The 15,289-nt window shown below is 29.8% G+C and carries 23 protein-coding genes; 15 read left to right on the top strand and 8 right to left on the bottom strand.

All coding sequences use genetic code 11. The features are described 5' to 3' along the window. Positions 1-209 (bottom strand): hypothetical protein (locus tag L8D11_RS00635; protein WP_410519494.1); only part of this gene is annotated, 209 nt, incomplete at its 3' end. A 302-nt stretch (positions 210-511) separates the two neighbouring features. On the opposite strand from L8D11_RS00635, the gene L8D11_RS00630 reads away from it, so the two are divergent. From L8D11_RS00630 to ybeY, 9 genes are all read left to right on the top strand, one after another. After that, the gene (locus L8D11_RS00630) at positions 512-1,291 is read left to right on the top strand and encodes a cytochrome c1 (protein ID WP_236869747.1); all 780 of its coding nucleotides are present in this window, start codon (positions 512-514) and stop codon (positions 1,289-1,291) included. An 86-nt stretch (positions 1,292-1,377) separates the two neighbouring features. Then, positions 1,378-2,772 (top strand): AarF/UbiB family protein, encoded by a 1,395-nt coding sequence (locus L8D11_RS00625; RefSeq protein WP_236869746.1) that lies wholly within the window; start codon positions 1,378-1,380, stop codon positions 2,770-2,772. A 79-nt stretch (positions 2,773-2,851) separates the two neighbouring features. Beyond that, positions 2,852-3,190 carry a 30S ribosomal protein S6 gene (gene rpsF, locus L8D11_RS00620; protein ID WP_236869745.1) on the top strand — a complete coding sequence of 113 codons (339 nt, stop codon included), beginning with the start codon at positions 2,852-2,854 and terminating at the stop codon, positions 3,188-3,190. Positions 3,191-3,207: 17 nt separating this feature from the next. Further along, positions 3,208-3,465 carry a 30S ribosomal protein S18 gene (gene rpsR / locus L8D11_RS00615; protein ID WP_236869744.1) on the top strand — a complete coding sequence of 86 codons (258 nt, stop codon included), beginning with the start codon at positions 3,208-3,210 and terminating at the stop codon, positions 3,463-3,465. Positions 3,466-3,483: 18 nt separating this feature from the next. Then, entirely contained in the window at positions 3,484-4,050 is a 567-nt protein-coding gene (gene rplI / locus L8D11_RS00610; RefSeq protein WP_236869743.1) for a 50S ribosomal protein L9, read from the top strand. 8 nt (positions 4,051-4,058) lie between these two features. Further along, complete coding sequence (rpoZ, locus tag L8D11_RS00605; protein WP_236869742.1) at positions 4,059-4,430, top strand: DNA-directed RNA polymerase subunit omega; 372 nt, start codon at positions 4,059-4,061, stop codon at positions 4,428-4,430. Between the two features lie 120 nt (positions 4,431-4,550). After that, the gene (locus L8D11_RS00600; protein WP_236869741.1) at positions 4,551-4,964 is read left to right on the top strand and encodes a cytochrome c maturation protein CcmE; all 414 of its coding nucleotides are present in this window, start codon (positions 4,551-4,553) and stop codon (positions 4,962-4,964) included. Between the two features lie 18 nt (positions 4,965-4,982). Next, positions 4,983-5,681 (top strand): phosphatase PAP2 family protein, encoded by a 699-nt coding sequence (locus L8D11_RS00595; protein ID WP_236869740.1) that lies wholly within the window; start codon positions 4,983-4,985, stop codon positions 5,679-5,681. A 57-nt stretch (positions 5,682-5,738) separates the two neighbouring features. After that, positions 5,739-6,311, top strand: coding sequence for an rRNA maturation RNase YbeY (gene ybeY / locus L8D11_RS00590; RefSeq protein WP_236869739.1), 573 nt, complete (start codon positions 5,739-5,741; stop codon positions 6,309-6,311). Positions 6,312-6,375: 64 nt separating this feature from the next. On the opposite strand, the gene L8D11_RS00585 is transcribed toward ybeY, so the two are convergent. Further along, a complete protein-coding gene (locus L8D11_RS00585; protein ID WP_236869738.1) occupies positions 6,376-7,218 on the bottom strand; it encodes a glycine--tRNA ligase subunit alpha in 843 nt (280 codons plus the stop codon). 84 nt (positions 7,219-7,302) lie between these two features. On the opposite strand from L8D11_RS00585, the gene tatA reads away from it, so the two are divergent. Beyond that, positions 7,303-7,467, top strand: coding sequence for a twin-arginine translocase TatA/TatE family subunit (tatA, locus tag L8D11_RS00580; RefSeq protein WP_236869737.1), 165 nt, complete (start codon positions 7,303-7,305; stop codon positions 7,465-7,467). 125 nt (positions 7,468-7,592) lie between these two features. Here tatA and L8D11_RS00575 read toward each other — a convergent pair whose 3' ends face one another. After that, a complete protein-coding gene (locus tag L8D11_RS00575) occupies positions 7,593-8,240 on the bottom strand; it encodes an O-methyltransferase (protein ID WP_236869736.1) in 648 nt (215 codons plus the stop codon). Between the two features lie 102 nt (positions 8,241-8,342). Here L8D11_RS00575 and L8D11_RS00570 point away from each other — a divergent pair, with 102 nt between their 5' ends. Then, positions 8,343-8,951 (top strand): NADH-quinone oxidoreductase subunit C, encoded by a 609-nt coding sequence (locus tag L8D11_RS00570; protein WP_410519495.1) that lies wholly within the window; start codon positions 8,343-8,345, stop codon positions 8,949-8,951. After that, positions 8,929-9,888, top strand: a complete 960-nt coding sequence (gene ubiA / locus L8D11_RS00565; protein ID WP_236869734.1) for a 4-hydroxybenzoate octaprenyltransferase — start codon at positions 8,929-8,931, stop codon at positions 9,886-9,888. The genes L8D11_RS00570 and ubiA overlap by 23 nt, the downstream gene beginning before the upstream one ends. 515 nt (positions 9,889-10,403) lie before the next feature. On the opposite strand, the gene L8D11_RS00560 is transcribed toward ubiA, so the two are convergent. Genes L8D11_RS00560 through fsa form a run of 4 tightly spaced genes read right to left on the bottom strand, consistent with a single transcriptional unit; the run spans position 10,404 to position 12,400 of the window. Then, on the bottom strand, positions 10,404-10,805 hold the full coding sequence (locus L8D11_RS00560) for a flagellar hook-basal body complex protein FliE (protein WP_236869733.1): 402 nt from the start codon (positions 10,803-10,805) through the stop codon (positions 10,404-10,406). 4 nt (positions 10,806-10,809) lie between these two features. Further along, a complete protein-coding gene (gene flgC, locus L8D11_RS00555; protein ID WP_236869732.1) occupies positions 10,810-11,313 on the bottom strand; it encodes a flagellar basal body rod protein FlgC in 504 nt (167 codons plus the stop codon). Continuing rightward, complete coding sequence (locus tag L8D11_RS00550) at positions 11,310-11,729, bottom strand: flagellar basal body rod protein FlgB (RefSeq protein WP_236869731.1); 420 nt, start codon at positions 11,727-11,729, stop codon at positions 11,310-11,312. The genes flgC and L8D11_RS00550 overlap by 4 nt, the downstream gene beginning before the upstream one ends. Positions 11,730-11,752: 23 nt before the next feature. Further along, the gene (gene fsa, locus L8D11_RS00545) at positions 11,753-12,400 is read right to left on the bottom strand and encodes a fructose-6-phosphate aldolase (RefSeq protein WP_236869730.1); all 648 of its coding nucleotides are present in this window, start codon (positions 12,398-12,400) and stop codon (positions 11,753-11,755) included. 81 nt (positions 12,401-12,481) lie between these two features. Between fsa and L8D11_RS00540 the strand changes: the two genes are divergently transcribed. The 3 genes from L8D11_RS00540 (at position 12,482) to L8D11_RS00530 (ending at position 14,811) form a co-directional block, all read left to right on the top strand. Beyond that, on the top strand, positions 12,482-13,069 hold the full coding sequence (locus tag L8D11_RS00540) for a riboflavin synthase (RefSeq protein WP_236869729.1): 588 nt from the start codon (positions 12,482-12,484) through the stop codon (positions 13,067-13,069). Positions 13,070-13,210: 141 nt separating this feature from the next. Continuing rightward, positions 13,211-13,414 (top strand): 30S ribosomal protein S21, encoded by a 204-nt coding sequence (rpsU, locus tag L8D11_RS00535; protein ID WP_236869728.1) that lies wholly within the window; start codon positions 13,211-13,213, stop codon positions 13,412-13,414. A gap of 44 nt (positions 13,415-13,458) precedes the next feature. After that, on the top strand, positions 13,459-14,811 hold the full coding sequence (locus tag L8D11_RS00530; protein WP_236869727.1) for a sodium:solute symporter family protein: 1,353 nt from the start codon (positions 13,459-13,461) through the stop codon (positions 14,809-14,811). On the opposite strand, the gene L8D11_RS00525 is transcribed toward L8D11_RS00530, so the two are convergent. After that, on the bottom strand, positions 14,797-15,150 hold the full coding sequence (locus L8D11_RS00525; RefSeq protein ID WP_236869726.1) for a phage BR0599 family protein: 354 nt from the start codon (positions 15,148-15,150) through the stop codon (positions 14,797-14,799). The genes L8D11_RS00530 and L8D11_RS00525 overlap by 15 nt on opposite strands. Positions 15,151-15,289 lie beyond the last annotated feature (139 nt).

The following is a 15,289-nucleotide window of genomic DNA, read 5'->3' as shown; positions in this document are numbered from 1 at the left end:
ACTTGCAGCGGTATATATTCATCTTGTATAGCACCTATGATCCCTATTTGCTCTTTATGCCTAAACCCTAATTCCAGTATCGTCTCAGCTCTCTTTATTTCTACTTTCTTAATTAGCCTCTCTGATACTACCTCGCCTTTTTCTTTTTTTCTTACTATTATTTCAAAATCCATTTGATACCTGTATTGTTTTAGGTCAAAGGTTAGCACTTTTCCTATTTATACGCTATCTAATATTTATGCTTCCTTTATATATTAATTTGCTCGTGATACATAGCTTAAGCTAATAGGATTATCTCTACTGGAGTAAGTAAGAAAAGTGTTAAATATGGTCTATTTTTGCTATAAAACTTTCAGTAAAATATTCTCAGTCCAGCATCTTTTAGTACTGTTTTAATTCCAAGACCACCTCTTTGAACGCTTCATTATTTAAAACTTGTTAGAAGTGCATTTTTGATATAAATACTGATATATTGATTTTTCAAAAAGATTTAAAATTATTAGATACGTCAATGATGAAAAAATTTGCAATATTTGCCTTTAGTGTCGGTCTTTTACTACAAGTAAATTGTATTGAATCAGATGCATCAGATGAACCTAAGCGCCCAGTGCAAATGAAATGGTCGTTTGATGGAATGACTGGTAAATTTGACAAACAATCTATTCAAAGAGGCTTTAAGGTATATAAAGAAGTTTGTTCTGCATGTCATTCAATTAAAAGAGCTGCTTTTAGAAATTTAATGGAGATTGGGTTTAGTGAAGAGGAAGTAAAGGCCTTAGCTTCTGAATATGAAGTAAAGGACGGGCCAAATGATGAAGGAGAGATGTTTGAAAGACCAGCCAGGTTATCAGATATCATACCAGGACCATATCCAAATGAAAAAGCTGCAAGAGCTGCTAATAATGGAGCATATCCCTTAGATTTATCACTTATCATTAAAGCAAGGCATGATGGGGCTAATTATGTATATTCGTTATTGACTGGGTATAGTAATCCACCTTCTAGTTTTGAGTTGGGAGAAAATATGTATTACAATCCATATTTTATGGCAGGAGGGGATCAATTAGCTATGACTCCGCCACTTCATACTGAAGGGCAAGTAGAATTTGATGATGGAACTAAAGCCACTGTTGATCAAATGGCTAAAGATATAGTGAATTTTTTGCAATGGGTTGCTGAACCTGAAATGCAAGAATCAAAATCACTAGGTATAAAAGTTTTGATATTCTTATCATTTTTTACAATACTATTTTATATTGCTAAAAAAAGAATTTGGAAAAGAATAGAATAAATATGCAAATTTTTAAAAATATATATTTTTCCATTCAACTATTACTCGTCCTGGTTAAAAGCAATATAGGTGTATATTTGTTTTTATTGAAAATAAATGAAAATGCTTCAAATAGGTCTAAAATAAAAGGTAAAATAGGAAATAAATTGGCAAAAATTTTGCCAAAATTAGGCCCTGCTTTTATAAAATTAGGGCAGGTGATGTCGACTAGATCAGATGTACTGGGTGAAGAAATTACAGCAAAATTAGCAAAATTACAAGACAAGCTCCCAGCATTTAGTTTTAATGAAGTAAAAAAAATATTTAAATCGGAATTTAATTTAAATATTGAAGATGTGTTTTCTTCCTTTGATGATCAAAGTATTGCTGCCGCTTCTATAGCGCAGGTTCATAAAGCGGTAACAAAAAAAGGGGAAGTTGTTGCTGTTAAAATTCTAAGACCAAAAATTAAAAAAAAATACTTAGATAATTTAAATTTTATTCAATCAGCATCATCTGTATTAAATATATTTTTAAAAAATAAAAAAAAAATCAAGATAAATGAAATAATTGATACCCTCAAAAAAGCCTCAGAAATTGAATTAGATTTAAGGCTTGAAGGAGCGGCGGCAAATAAAATTAAAGAAAATTGCAAAAGAGATTTGGATATATATATTCCAAAAATACATTGGCCGCTAACTGCGAAAAATATCTTAACCTCAGAATGGATAGACGGCGTGCCAATTGGCGATAAACAAGAATTGATAAATGCCAAACATAATTTAGAAGAAATAACCAAAAAATTAGCTGTAACATTTTTTAATCAAGCGTGTAGAGATGGATTTTTTCATGCTGATATACATCCCGGAAACATAATAATAATGAAAAATGGTGATATAGCTTTAGTGGATTTCGGAATAGTTTGTTATTTAGATTATGAGTTAAAGACATTTGTGGCTGAGGTAGTTTATGGATTTCTAAACAAGGAATATGAGAAAATAAAAGATTTACATTTTAAAACAGGATTTGTTCCAAAAGATCAATCAGAGTATAAATTTGAATTAGCATGCATAAGTATTGGAGAGCCAATTATTGGAAAATCATTGGAAGAAATATCTCTTGGTAGATTATTAAAGCAATTGTTTGAAATTAGTAGAAAATTTTCAGTTAAAATTCATCCTGAATTGCTATTATTACATAAAACAATTTTAACAATTGAGGGGACTAGTTACAACCTTAACCCTGAAATTAATATGTGGAAATTAGCAAGCCCATGGATAAAAAATTGGGCAAAAGAAAATTTAGGAAGAAGGGGGAAAATTTTAAAATTAAAAAAGCAAAAAGAGAAATTTATTAGCAAAATTAAGGAGATAATAGATACTAAAAGTACTAAGCAAAAAGATAATAATAGTTATTTAGCTATCTTAAAATTTTCGCTTATTATGTTAATTGTTAATGCTATTTTATTTTTAGGTTTGTTTTTTGATAAATTTTTATCATAAATTCATAATTAGCTTGCAGTTATAATGGTTTTGTGCAATATTTGTAAACTTTAAATATTTAACAACTATTGGAGCATAAATGAGATTTTATGAATGCACTTTCATAATAAGACAGGATTTGCCAGCTCAAGATGTACACAAGCTTGCTGACAAATACAAAGATTTAGTGGAAAAAATGGACGGTAAGGTGGTTAAAAAAGAGTATTGGGGACTTAGAAGTTTGGCCTATGAAATAAAAAAGAATAAGAAGGGCCATTATATTTTTCTAGGGCTTAATGCATCGCCTAATGTAGTGAGTAAGATTGAAAATGATTTTAAAGTCAGTGAAGATATAATAAAATTTTTAACGATTAAGGTCGACAGCATTGATGATAGACCTACGTTAATGATGCAAACACCAAGTGAAACTAAAGATTGATTGCAGTGGAAATGACAATGGAAAATTTAATACCTAATACGCTGTTGTTCAATAGAACTTCATCGACCCAAAAGAAACAATCGTGTCCACTAGAGGATGTTAACAATAGCTTAATCAACTACAAAAATGTAGAGCTTTTGAAAAAGCATATTTCAGAAAAGGGTAAGATAATACCATCTAGAATATCAAATATTTCGCCAAAAAAACAAAGGTTACTCAGAAAAGCTATCCAAACAGCAAGGCATCTTTCTTTGTTGCCATATACAGTTTTATAATCGGTTTAGGAATTTATTATGAAAGTACTGCTATTAGAAAAAATTAAAAATCTTGGTAATATAGGAGACATGGTTGATGTTAAAGATGGCTATGCTAGGAATTATCTTTTTACACGTAAGAAGGCTCTTAGATTTACAAAGGAAAATCAAGAGAAGTTTGAGGCAGAAAAAGAGATAATTGAAAAGGCTAATGCTGAAAAAAGTAAGTTGGCTATAAAAAACAGCAAGCTCATTGATGGAAAGACATTAGTGGTAATTAGGCAAGCTGGAGATGATGGTAAGCTATATGGTTCGGTAACTAATAAAGACATTACAAATATTTTAAAATTGGAATTTCAGGTGGAAGTTTCATTAGAAAGCATTGTTTTAGGTGAAAAAATTAAAGAAATTGGTTTTCATGATATAACAGTTGAATTGCATGCAGAAGTTGATGCCAAAATGAGATTGGTAGTGGCTAGGTCAAAAGAAGAAGCGAAAAATTCTTTAGAAGCTGAAAAAAAACGAAACAAAGAGATGAATGCAGGTGATAGTAAATCTGATAATAAAACTGATGTAATTGATGAAAAAAATATAGAACAAAACTGATATAGACTATGGCACGAATTACTATTGAGGACTGTAATGAATATGTGGCAAATAGGTTTGAGTTGATTCTTGTTGCTGCACAAAGAGGAAAAGAGTTGAATCATGGTGCCGTTGCACAAATTGATAATCTTAAAAAAGATAAGGAAGCTATTGTTGCATTGAGAGAGATTGCAGCAGGGCTTTTAGATGTTGAAAATTTGGAAAAATCAATTGTTAAAAAAACTTTTATTGATGGTGATAATAGGGCTCAGTCAAATATTAATAAAAAAACTTTCAACCAAATTAATGAAGAAGTTTTAGCTGAAATAGAATCATTAAAAGAATCACAAGAGCCTCAGAGTGAGCAGCTATTTAAAAATGAGGAAGACATACAGGAATAGTGAAAAGTTACTTTCAACACTATGTATTTTTTGCATATCTTAGCTTTATAATAATAACATTAATCTTTTCTTTATTTCCTTTGATTAAGTTGCATTTTATTAAACAATTTATAAAAGGTAATGAAGTTAAAAAATAGATTTTTAACGCAAAGAATTATAGTGATTTTTTTCTTTCTTCTTGTAGCCTCAATAGGTTTGGCAGTATTATTATACACCTTTAGTAGTAATATTGTATTATATAAAACCCCTTCCGATGTATTAAATGAACCGTATGCTGAAAACAACATAAAACCTATTAGAGTGGGTGGTATTGTAAAAAAAAGAAGTATAAGATATATTAATAATGTTGTAGAGTTCGTAGTTCATGATGATAAACGAGAAATGAAAGTTATATTTAAGGGAGTGGTGCCAAGCCTTTTTAAGGAAGGGCAAAATGTTATAATATATGGTAAATTTAACAGAAGTGATGAGCAATTTGAGGCAGAAGAATTGCTTGCTAAACATGATGAAAACTACATTCCTGATAATTATTAAACAAAAAAATAACTTAAAATGAAGAAGTTGCTATATTCAATTTTATTTACATCTATCATATCAATGATCTTCATTACTTATCCTGGAATAGATATTGAATTTTCTAAATTATTTTTTTCGGAAAGTAAGCATAAATTTTATTTTGCTAATAATTTTATCCTAAAATTTATTGCTAATTCAGCATATTTTTTAGCATTTTTATTACTTGCATATAACTCTATATTGATCCTGCTCACCTTTATAAAAACTAAATCATTTAATTATAAAAGTTATAAATCGCAAATAATAGTATTACTAGTGTTTTTTATAGGCTCCTTAATGATAGTACAAGTTTATTCAAAGCATCATTTTGGAAGAGCAAGACCTGCGAATGTTAGAGAATTTAATGGTGATTTGACTTTTTCACCAGCATTTAAAGTTTCAAAGCAATGTAAATCCAATTGTTCATTTGTATCATTTCACACTTCTATAGGGATGCTTTTTTTGATATATTCCCTAGAACAAATTGGTAAAAGAAGGAGATTTATGATATTAGGCACTTCTATTTTTACTGTAACACTCGGTTTGATAAGGATTATACAAGGCAAACATTTTTTGAGTGATGTTATCATTTCTGCTTGTTTTATGATTATAACATATTATTTTATTTTAGTGCTTTTTGAAGCATGTAGTGGTAAAAATTATAAATTATCAATTTATAATACAGATATTGATTAATTAAATTGAAAAATGCAAAAAGTACTGTTACAATTTTTCACAACATAAAATTATAGTATGTCGGACCCAGACCCCTTACCCATATCATCTTCAGAAGAGTTTTTGATAGATATATCCGTCAAATCGTCAAATTGGACATCAGTGAATTTTAGTGTACATGAGCACTGTAAAAAAGTTATGAAAGCTGTTATTTTTAATGTCTTGGGTGGAGGTTATGAAAATAAATCAGTCGAGGTATCGTTGTTATTAGCGGATGATGAAAGACTTCATAATTTAAATAAAGAATTTAGAAATAAGGACAGTACAACAAATGTATTGTCATTTCCTTTCTATAAGATTCAAAAAGATACTATAAATAGTGTTTTAGATTCTAATAACTATATGTTTTTAGGTGACATAGCAATTAGTTTTGAGAGAATAATGAGCGAAAGCTTAGAACAGGAAAAGACTTTTGAGGAATATTTTTCCCATATACTAATTCATGGATTGTTGCATCTATTTGGATATAATCACATTTTAGATGAAGAGTCAGAGATTATGGAGAAATTAGAAATTAAAATAATGAATGAGGTAGGCTACAAGTATAAACCTATTGAATTTAATGACCAGATGATTTTGCAAAATCTTTAAGTAATAATCAATAATTAAATTGTTGATATAGTTTTAATTAACCTGCCAGTTGCACTTAGGTGTTTTAATGATTATCCGCAAATTTCAAACAGCAATTTTTTGCAATGTTTCTGACTCTACTTATATATGATGCTCTTTCAGTTACACTTAATACACCTCTGGCCTCTAGAATATTAAATAGATGTGAGGATTTTACACAACAATCGTATGCAGGGTAAATGAGGTTTTTATTTATGAGTTCTAAAGCCATTTTTTCATAATCTTTAAAATGTGTGATTAAGATCTCAGTATTTGCTGCATTAAAATTAAATTCACAAAATTCCTTTTCTTGAGATAATAATATATCTCCATAAGTAATACCGCTTGAATTCCAAATTAGATCCCAAACACTATCCTTATCTTGAATATACATAGCTAACCTTTCTAACCCATATGTTATTTCTCCAGGGATTAATTTACAAGGGATTCCTCCAACTTGTTGCATGTAGGTAAATTGAATTATTTCCATACCATTGCACCATACTTCCCATCCCAATCCCCATGCGCCAAGGGTAGGATTTTCCCAATCGCTATGAACAAATCTTATGTCGTGCAGTTTATTATCTATTCCTAAAAGCTCTAGGCTATCTAGGCACTTCTTTTGTATATCATCAGGAGATGGTTTCATCAGAACCTGAAACTGATAGTAATGTTGCATTCTATTTGGATTATCTCCGTATCTACCATCTGTTGGCCTCCTACATGGTTGTACATAAGCAACATTCCACTCTTTATCGTTGAGCGATTTTAGCATTGTTGCAGGATGAGATGTGCCAGCTCCTACCTCAGTATCTAAGGGTTGAAGTATCACACAGCCTTGCTGATTCCAATAAGTTTGAAGTTTAAATATTATATCCTGAAAATGCATTTTTATTTATAAGCTTGCTAATTTATTAATTTTTCAATACAATAATATTCACTAAACGAACAATTATATCAAGTTTATTTTGTAATGTCTGGCAGATTTGGAGAGCTACTTTTAATATTACTCGTTGTTTTTGTGTTGTTTGGTGCTGGTAAATTACCAAAGGTCATGAGTGAGTTGGGTAAAGGTTTAAGGTCATTCAGAAAAGGTATAAATGAAAAATCAAAAATTGACGAAGATTTAGAAAAATAATAGCTCTATTGACCAATATTCTGTAATTAGTTTAATTTCCAATATAAAACTTCAAGCTACCTGAAATCCTAAAATGCATGATGAAATATTGATATACGGATATGTTAAGTTATAACTTATCAACCTTAAAGTTTTATACTGACGGATAGGCCGTCATTGGTAGGAAAAATTAGGCTTTTATATTTTTGTTGATTGCTTATATCAAGATTAAAATCTTTCATTGCTTGCCATTTTTTATGATATTTTGGTATTGAATCTTCAAATACGCTCCCAAATAAAAGGGTATTATCAGCAATAATTAGACCACCTACTTTTAAAAATGGATAGGTCAGTTTTAAATATAATGGATAATCATCTTTTTTAGCATCAATGAAAACCGCATCCAATTTATAATCTAGATTGAGAATTTTTAAAAAATCTATCGCATCAGCGTGAATGGCAGTGATTTTATTAGCAAACGGCATTTTAGCAAAATTTTGTTTTGCTATGTTATGACTATTTATATCTGCTTCTAATGTTATAATTTTTCCATCTTCTGGTAGGGACGATGCTATCCAGCAACACGAATAACCTACTAAGGTACCTAATTCTAAAACATACTTTGATTTATGAATGGCAATAAGCATGCTTAATAACTTTCCCTCCTCAGGGCTTAATTGAATATATTTTTTATCGTTAGCACTTTGAAAAATATCCTGAAATTTGCTATCTTCTTTGCAATATAATGACCTAATATAGGTCTGTTTCTTACAAATTTCATTGATTCTAGCCATCTTAAATTATGTTATAATTTTTAAAACAGTATAATTAATTGCAGAATTTTGCAATATTTGCTAACCTTACAGTAAATTTTAAATATATTTTTATTAAAAAACATAATGGATGTACAGCAATTATCCAAGAAACTGCAAAGTGATAAGAGATTAGAAGATTTAATAAGTGACTTTCATATATCGTTTGAGGAACTATCCATAACAGTGTCAGAGAGTGATTTAAAGCAGGTTTTAATAATTTTAAGAGATGAGCAGAGTTACCTTTTTAAAATTTTACTCGATATTTGTGGAGTTGATGACCCAAAAAAGGACAAAAGATTTACAGTGGTCTATCAGCTTTTAAGTATAGAGCATAATCTTAGAATAAAAGTGAAAGTTGAAGTTTCTGATGAAGACTTTGTTCCAACTGTGAAAGATGTTTTTAGCTCAGCACATTGGTATGAAAGAGAAGTTTGGGATATGTATGGAATATTTTTTGTGGGAAATGATGATTTGAGAAGGATATTAACAGATTATGGATTTTCTGGTTTTCCTATGAGAAAAGACTTTCCATTAACTGGTAATGTTGAGGTTAGGTATGATTTGGAAAAGCAAAAGGTAATTTACGAACCAGTGAAATTAGCACAAGAATTTAGAGATTTTGATTTTAAAAGCCCGTGGGAAGGCGAAGATTATATATTACCAGGTGATGAAAAAGCAACCAAGCAGTAATTTTCAAAGTTATGCTGATAAAGGTAATGCCTATGTCAAACAAAAGATACGAATGATTGAAAAAATATCTGTAGATTTTTTCAAATTTGCAGATGCAAATCCTTATGCAAGATTGATGAGATTGCATCAACCTGTGGGGACTCAGTTAGTTATGATGCCTGTTTTATGGACTTTAGCAGTTGTTTCTTATGATATTCTTCATTTTTTATGTCTCTTTATAATATTTACTTTTGGAGCTGTTATAATGAGAGGTGCAGGTGTAGTAATCAATGATATCATAGACAGGGATATTGATAAGTATGTAGAGCGCACAAAAATGAGGCCGCTTGCAAGTGGTGAATTAACGCTTAAAAATGCAGTTAAATTCCTTCTTGTGCTGCTGATCATTGGCTTATTTATATTATTATTACTTCCGCCGAAGTCAATTTATTTTGGTATTTTAACAACGGGGTTAATTATGGTGTATCCATTAATAAAAAGGTATAGTTACTATCCACAAATATTTCTCGGTGCTACCTTTAATTTAGGTATCTTTATTGCATGGTTTTCTGTTGAGCAATATATTTCCTTTGTACCTATCTTAATATATATAGCATCAATTTTTTGGACTATTGGTTATGATACAATATATGCACATCAAGATAAAAAAGATGATGAAAAAATTGGTGTTAAATCCACGGCAATAGCTTTTGGTGATAATACAAAAGAAATAGTGAGATATCTATATAAATTTTTTATTTTTTCATTAGATATAGCAGGGTTAAATGCTAACCTAAATGTTATATTTTTTATAGTTATACTTATGGGTTTTTTCATGTTATCTCAACAAATTGATAATGTTGATTTAAATTCGCCAGAAGATTGCTTAAAGAAGGTTAAAAGTAATTTTGCTATTGGGATGTTAATTTTTTTTGGATTTGCTATTGGTTGTATATAAACACCTAAATTTAATATTATGTTGGGTCATATCAAAATTATAATTTCCTTTTATAGTAAAGTTTTTTTCATTATGGTAATTCAGATAAAAATAAAATTGGTTACTAAGATTTATTTCTTGAATAAATTATTTCAACATATAGAATCAAGATGTTTTGTAATTGAAACATCAAAGAATACTTTTTTTAAAAAGTTTGATTTTCAAGATCCCTTATTCGTTGGAGGTGTTGCCTTTATGTTTTAGGCAACCCCTTTTTTTATCAGAAATTGCCATATATTTTTGTGGTATCGTTTAAAGATTTTAATTATGGGGGCTTTATTTGGTGCCTATGAATTCAATCGTATGCGTGCTAAATATCATTTTAAAATAGACCTCTTTCGAAGCTCTACTTCTGTGTTGATACGCGTCGTTGATTTTGTGCTCGAGTCCTCATGTGCATCAAGTACACTCCGGTCCTCTGCGCCTAAATCGCCTAGCATTTCATCCACATAAGCGAATTTCGAAAGAGGTCTAATCTAAAGTGGCATTTTTAAAATATCTAAGTAGGAAGCGACTATTTTATCTCTAACTGTAACGATTTCCTGCAATGCTATTTCCGAATTATTTATCGCCTCCATTACTTCAATCATTCCTGTCCGCCCTTTGATTGCATCTAATGAGATTTTATCGGCATTTTTGACCTTTTGCACTCTTGTTTTTATCAATTCCTGAACAATACTAGAAAATTGTGAGGTTTTAGTAACGCCTTGAGATAAGACATCCATTTTATCCCCAGCATATAAAACACCATGTCCAGAATTTGTGCTAATTTTACTGTTTTCTGATGATGCACTAAGGTTTTTAACATTTTTATTTGCCTTTCTATATGCCTCAACAGCATTACTGAAATCTGGTTTAATAGACGATGAAGTTGTCATAATATTATTTCATTAATTCAAGAATTTTGTTTTGATTTGACTTTGCTATTTCTAATGAATTTACATTTGCATCAAATGTCCTTTGCGCCTCTTTAGAGTCAACAGTTTCAATTATTATATTTACGTTTGGGTATTTTACCATACCATTATTATCTGCTGCTGGATGATTTGGTTCATATTTAAGTGTGAAATCAGATTGGTCCTCTTTTATGGAATCAACTTTTAGTACTTTTGCATCCAATTTTGGATCGTAAACATTTTTGAAAAAAATTATTTTTCTTCTATATGGATTTTCATTTGGAGTTTTACCAGTAACATTAGAATTTGCAATGTTTTGTGCAACGACTTTAAGTCTTTGACTTTGAGCTTGCATACCTGATGATGATATTTTAATAGACGCTTCTAGTGGATCACTAATTATTTTTTCACCAGCAAAGGAGATAATGATTCCATTAAAATTGCTAGCAAATAATGCTAATATTGATAGAAAAAAAATATTTTTTATCATTTCATTTGTCCTGTAATTGCATATTTCATCATATTTTTTGCTTTACTGTACATATTTGAAACTTGATGTAACTTCACTGAATTTTGATTCTTTTTTAACAATTCATTTTCTAAGGTTACGGCATTTCCATCAGGTTTGATTTCAACTATTTCAGCAGTTGATAGCTTATATTTAGAATTTTTTTCCTCAGCGTGGATATGCATAGGGTTAGTTGTATCCAATTTGATATCGTAGCTAAAAGGATTTTTTTTATCCTCTAATTTTTTTGGTAAATACTTTGGAGTATCTGCATTTGCAATATTTTGCGAAATTACAGTATCGTTTTTAGATAGAAAATCTATGTAATTTTTATACACCTCAAGCACATTTTCTTGTGCATTAGCACTTATAAAAAATGTGCAAATCAGTAACCCCACTACTATCCTAATAATTTTTAAAACTACTTTTCTATATTATTCCAGTCATTTAAAAAAATTTCAATACCTTTATCAGTTAGAGGATTATTGATCATAACCTCAATTAATTTTGGTGGCAATGTTATCACGTCAACGCCAAGCTTAGCAACTTGAATTATATGGATTGGATGCCTTATCGAAGCTGCTAAAATTTGAGTTGATATATCTGGATAATTTTCATAAATAGAGCAAATATCTGCAATTAAATCAATTCCATCTCTTCCCATATCGTCAAGTCTTCCGATAAAGGGAGAGACATAAGTAGCTCCTGCTTTTGCTGCTAACAATGCTTGTAATGGTGAAAAACACAAAGTCATATTGGTTTTAAAAGCCCTTTCAGATAATGCTTTACATGCCCTCAGACCATCTTCTGTAATTGGTAATTTTATAGTAATTTGCGGTGCGATTTTTGAAAATTCTTCCGCTTCTTTAAGCATGTTTTGATAATCAGTTGATAGTACTTCAACACTTATAGATGTATCAATAACATCGCAAATTTCTTTAATAACTTTTTTAAAATCTCTGCCAGATTTTGCAATGATTGAAGGGTTAGTTGTTACTCCGTCAATAAAGCCTAAATCTTTATATTTTTTGATTAGGTCTACATCACAACTATCAAGATATATTTTCATAGCACAAAAAAGATTATTAAATTGACTAGCAGTCAGTTTTAAGATAGCTGTTTTTAAGTTTTATGCAACAAGAAATATGACATGTTTAGCGGTATTATAACAGACATTGGCATCGTATCAGTACTAAATAAAGATACTGATGATTGGAAAGTGGAGATTAAAACTGTATTAGATGCCAATAAAATTAGTATTGGAGACTCGATTTCTTGTGATGGAATTTGTCTTACAGTGATTGAAATTAGTCATGACAGCTTTATTGCACAAATTTCATCAGAAACAAGAAGAGTGACCAACGTTAATTATTGGGATTTAGGTTATAAAGTGAATTTAGAAAAATCACTAAGGGTAGGGGATTTATTAAATGGACATTTTGTTCAGGGTCATGTTGATTGCCATACTGAAGTGTCTAAAATTGAAAAAGATGGAGATTCTCACAAAATAAGATTTATATTACCTAAGCAACTAAATCAATATATCACCTATAAATGCTCTATTACAATTAACGGGATATCGCTTACTGTTAATAAAGTGAGCAAAACTTTTTTTGAAGTTAATATAGTGCCACATACGTGGGATAATACGAATTTATCCCACATTAGCATTGGGTCAAGAGTAAATGTTGAAGTTGACCTAATTGCCAGATATTTAGAGAAGCTATATACAAAGTAATAATTTATTAATATTAGAATTATTGATTATTGCCAATGAATAAATTTTAATTAATATCTGTATTGTGCTCACTTCGCTGTTTACTTTTATAGTTGTTTGTTGTAAAATCCACCGTAAATTAATAACAAAAATTATAATATTTTGGTAGAAGTTCAAGTTAGATTCAACAATGTTGATTATTCTTTAAAAATTCTTAAGAAGAAATTGCAAAGAGAGGGCATATTTAAAGTAATGAGAGAAAAAAGGCACCATGAAAAGCCTTCTGAAAAAAAGCTTAGAAAAAGTACTGAAGCAAGAAAAAGGAAACATAAATCTTTTAGGAAGCCTGCAGGGACTGGTTATTAAAGATCTTTTTTGTGTTCTATATTTTAAAGTATTAACAGTACTGTATGAGCTATTATTTCGTAACATTTTCGGCAATACTTCTTTTTATATTAATATATATCGGATATAAATCATCGAGGGGGATAAGTACCAATGATAGTTATTTTTTAGCTGATAGGAAATTAGGAGTTATATCTGTTAGTATAGCATTGTTGGCAACACAATTAGGGCCTGGTGTAATGCTTGGAACATCTGATTTTGCCTACAAATACGGAATATATGGTATATTTTACTCTCTTGGTATATCGCTTGGTTTAATTGCAGTTGCAATTTTTGGTGCAAAACAGTTAAGAGAAAAAAATATTTCAACTATAGCCGAATTATTTGAAAAGGAATATGGGTCGAAATTTCTTAGAAAAATAGCTTCTGCTATATCTATAATTTCTCTTTATGGAATATTAATTTCTTTAATAGTAGGTACCAGAAAATTTTTAATTGCATTTGGCATTGAAAATGAGTTTGTAGTTTATATATTTTGGACAATATTAATACTGTATACGGTATTAGGGGGGCTAAAGGCCATAATTTATACAGATATTGTGCAAATAATCTTTATATTTGTTACCTTTGCGATTATTATGGGATACTATATTTTCAACAAATATGAATATATACAATTCTCATTAGACAATTTGTTTCATAGTATCGTCAATAAAGATAAAGCGCTTTTTGCACCATATATAATTGTTCCATTTTTATTTGTCTTCATAGAGCAAGATATGGCGCAAAAATTTTTCTCTGCTAAGAATTCAAAAACGGCATATATATCAGCCTTTATAGCAGGAGTTTTATTGCTTGGCTTTTCCTTTTTGCCACTTATTTTTGGTATAGCAGCTAGGAGTATTGAGAACATTCCTATTGGAAGTAGTGAGATGATATTCTTTTTTATTAGTACTTCAAATAGTTTTATCACATCCATAGCAGCGCTTGCGGTTTTATGTGCTATTATCTCAACTGGTGATTCGTTATTGTGTGCAATAAGTTCAAATTTAACATTAGATTTTAAGAAAAATTCACTTTCTGATAATATACTTAAAACAAGGATTATAACTATTTTGCTTGGTTTTTTTGGAATTGTAATAGCAAATTATTTTGATAATATTATTGAGACAATGTTATTAAGTTATCAAATAATGGTGTGCACGCTATTTTTTCCGATAGTATTATCCTATTTCAATTTTAAAAAAAGTACTTTTTTTGCATACTCATCAATTTGTTTAGGAATAATAGGGTTTTTTATTCATCCAAAAATTGGTACTGATTTCTATTTTAATCTTTCAAAGGAGCTGTTTTGTATATTTTTATCAGTCCTAGCTTTTCCATTATCAGCAATTTTTAATAGATTAAAGACGAGTTAGAACCTTAGAAATATATGGTTCTCCCCTAAAATTCAATGCATTATTAAATTTGGTAACACATGATGAAAAATTTTTATCACATCCAGCTATGACTGAGTATGTATCCCCTATTTCTAATTTATAAATACTAGGCAGAATCAATTCAATTTCACCATTTTTAAAATTTTTTACTTGGAAGCATAATCCTGTATTATTTCCTGATAAAAAAGTTATTTTTCCAAAATTAAAATAAAAATTTTCCTCCTTTCTTTCAGCATCAAATAATATATTGTTTGAGAACACTTTTGATATTTTTCCGTAAAATTTATAATTTTTCTCAAATCGAGTAGAGAGGCGCATTGCAGCACCTCGCTCTCACACCACCGTACAAGCGATGTCGCATAGGGCGGTTTCAGATTTGTGTTTACCAAAAGCAGAGTACATAGAGAAGAGATTAATCTTCTCAAAGTAGCTCAGATCGAGAGCCTGGTGAGCAGCA

The organism is Candidatus Bandiella numerosa, from assembly GCF_021811875.1.
GTDB lineage: Bacteria > Pseudomonadota > Alphaproteobacteria > Rickettsiales > Midichloriaceae > Aquirickettsia > Aquirickettsia numerosa_A.
Note: the sequence above shows the minus strand (reverse complement) of the source record. Positions and strands in the feature narration are given on the sequence as shown.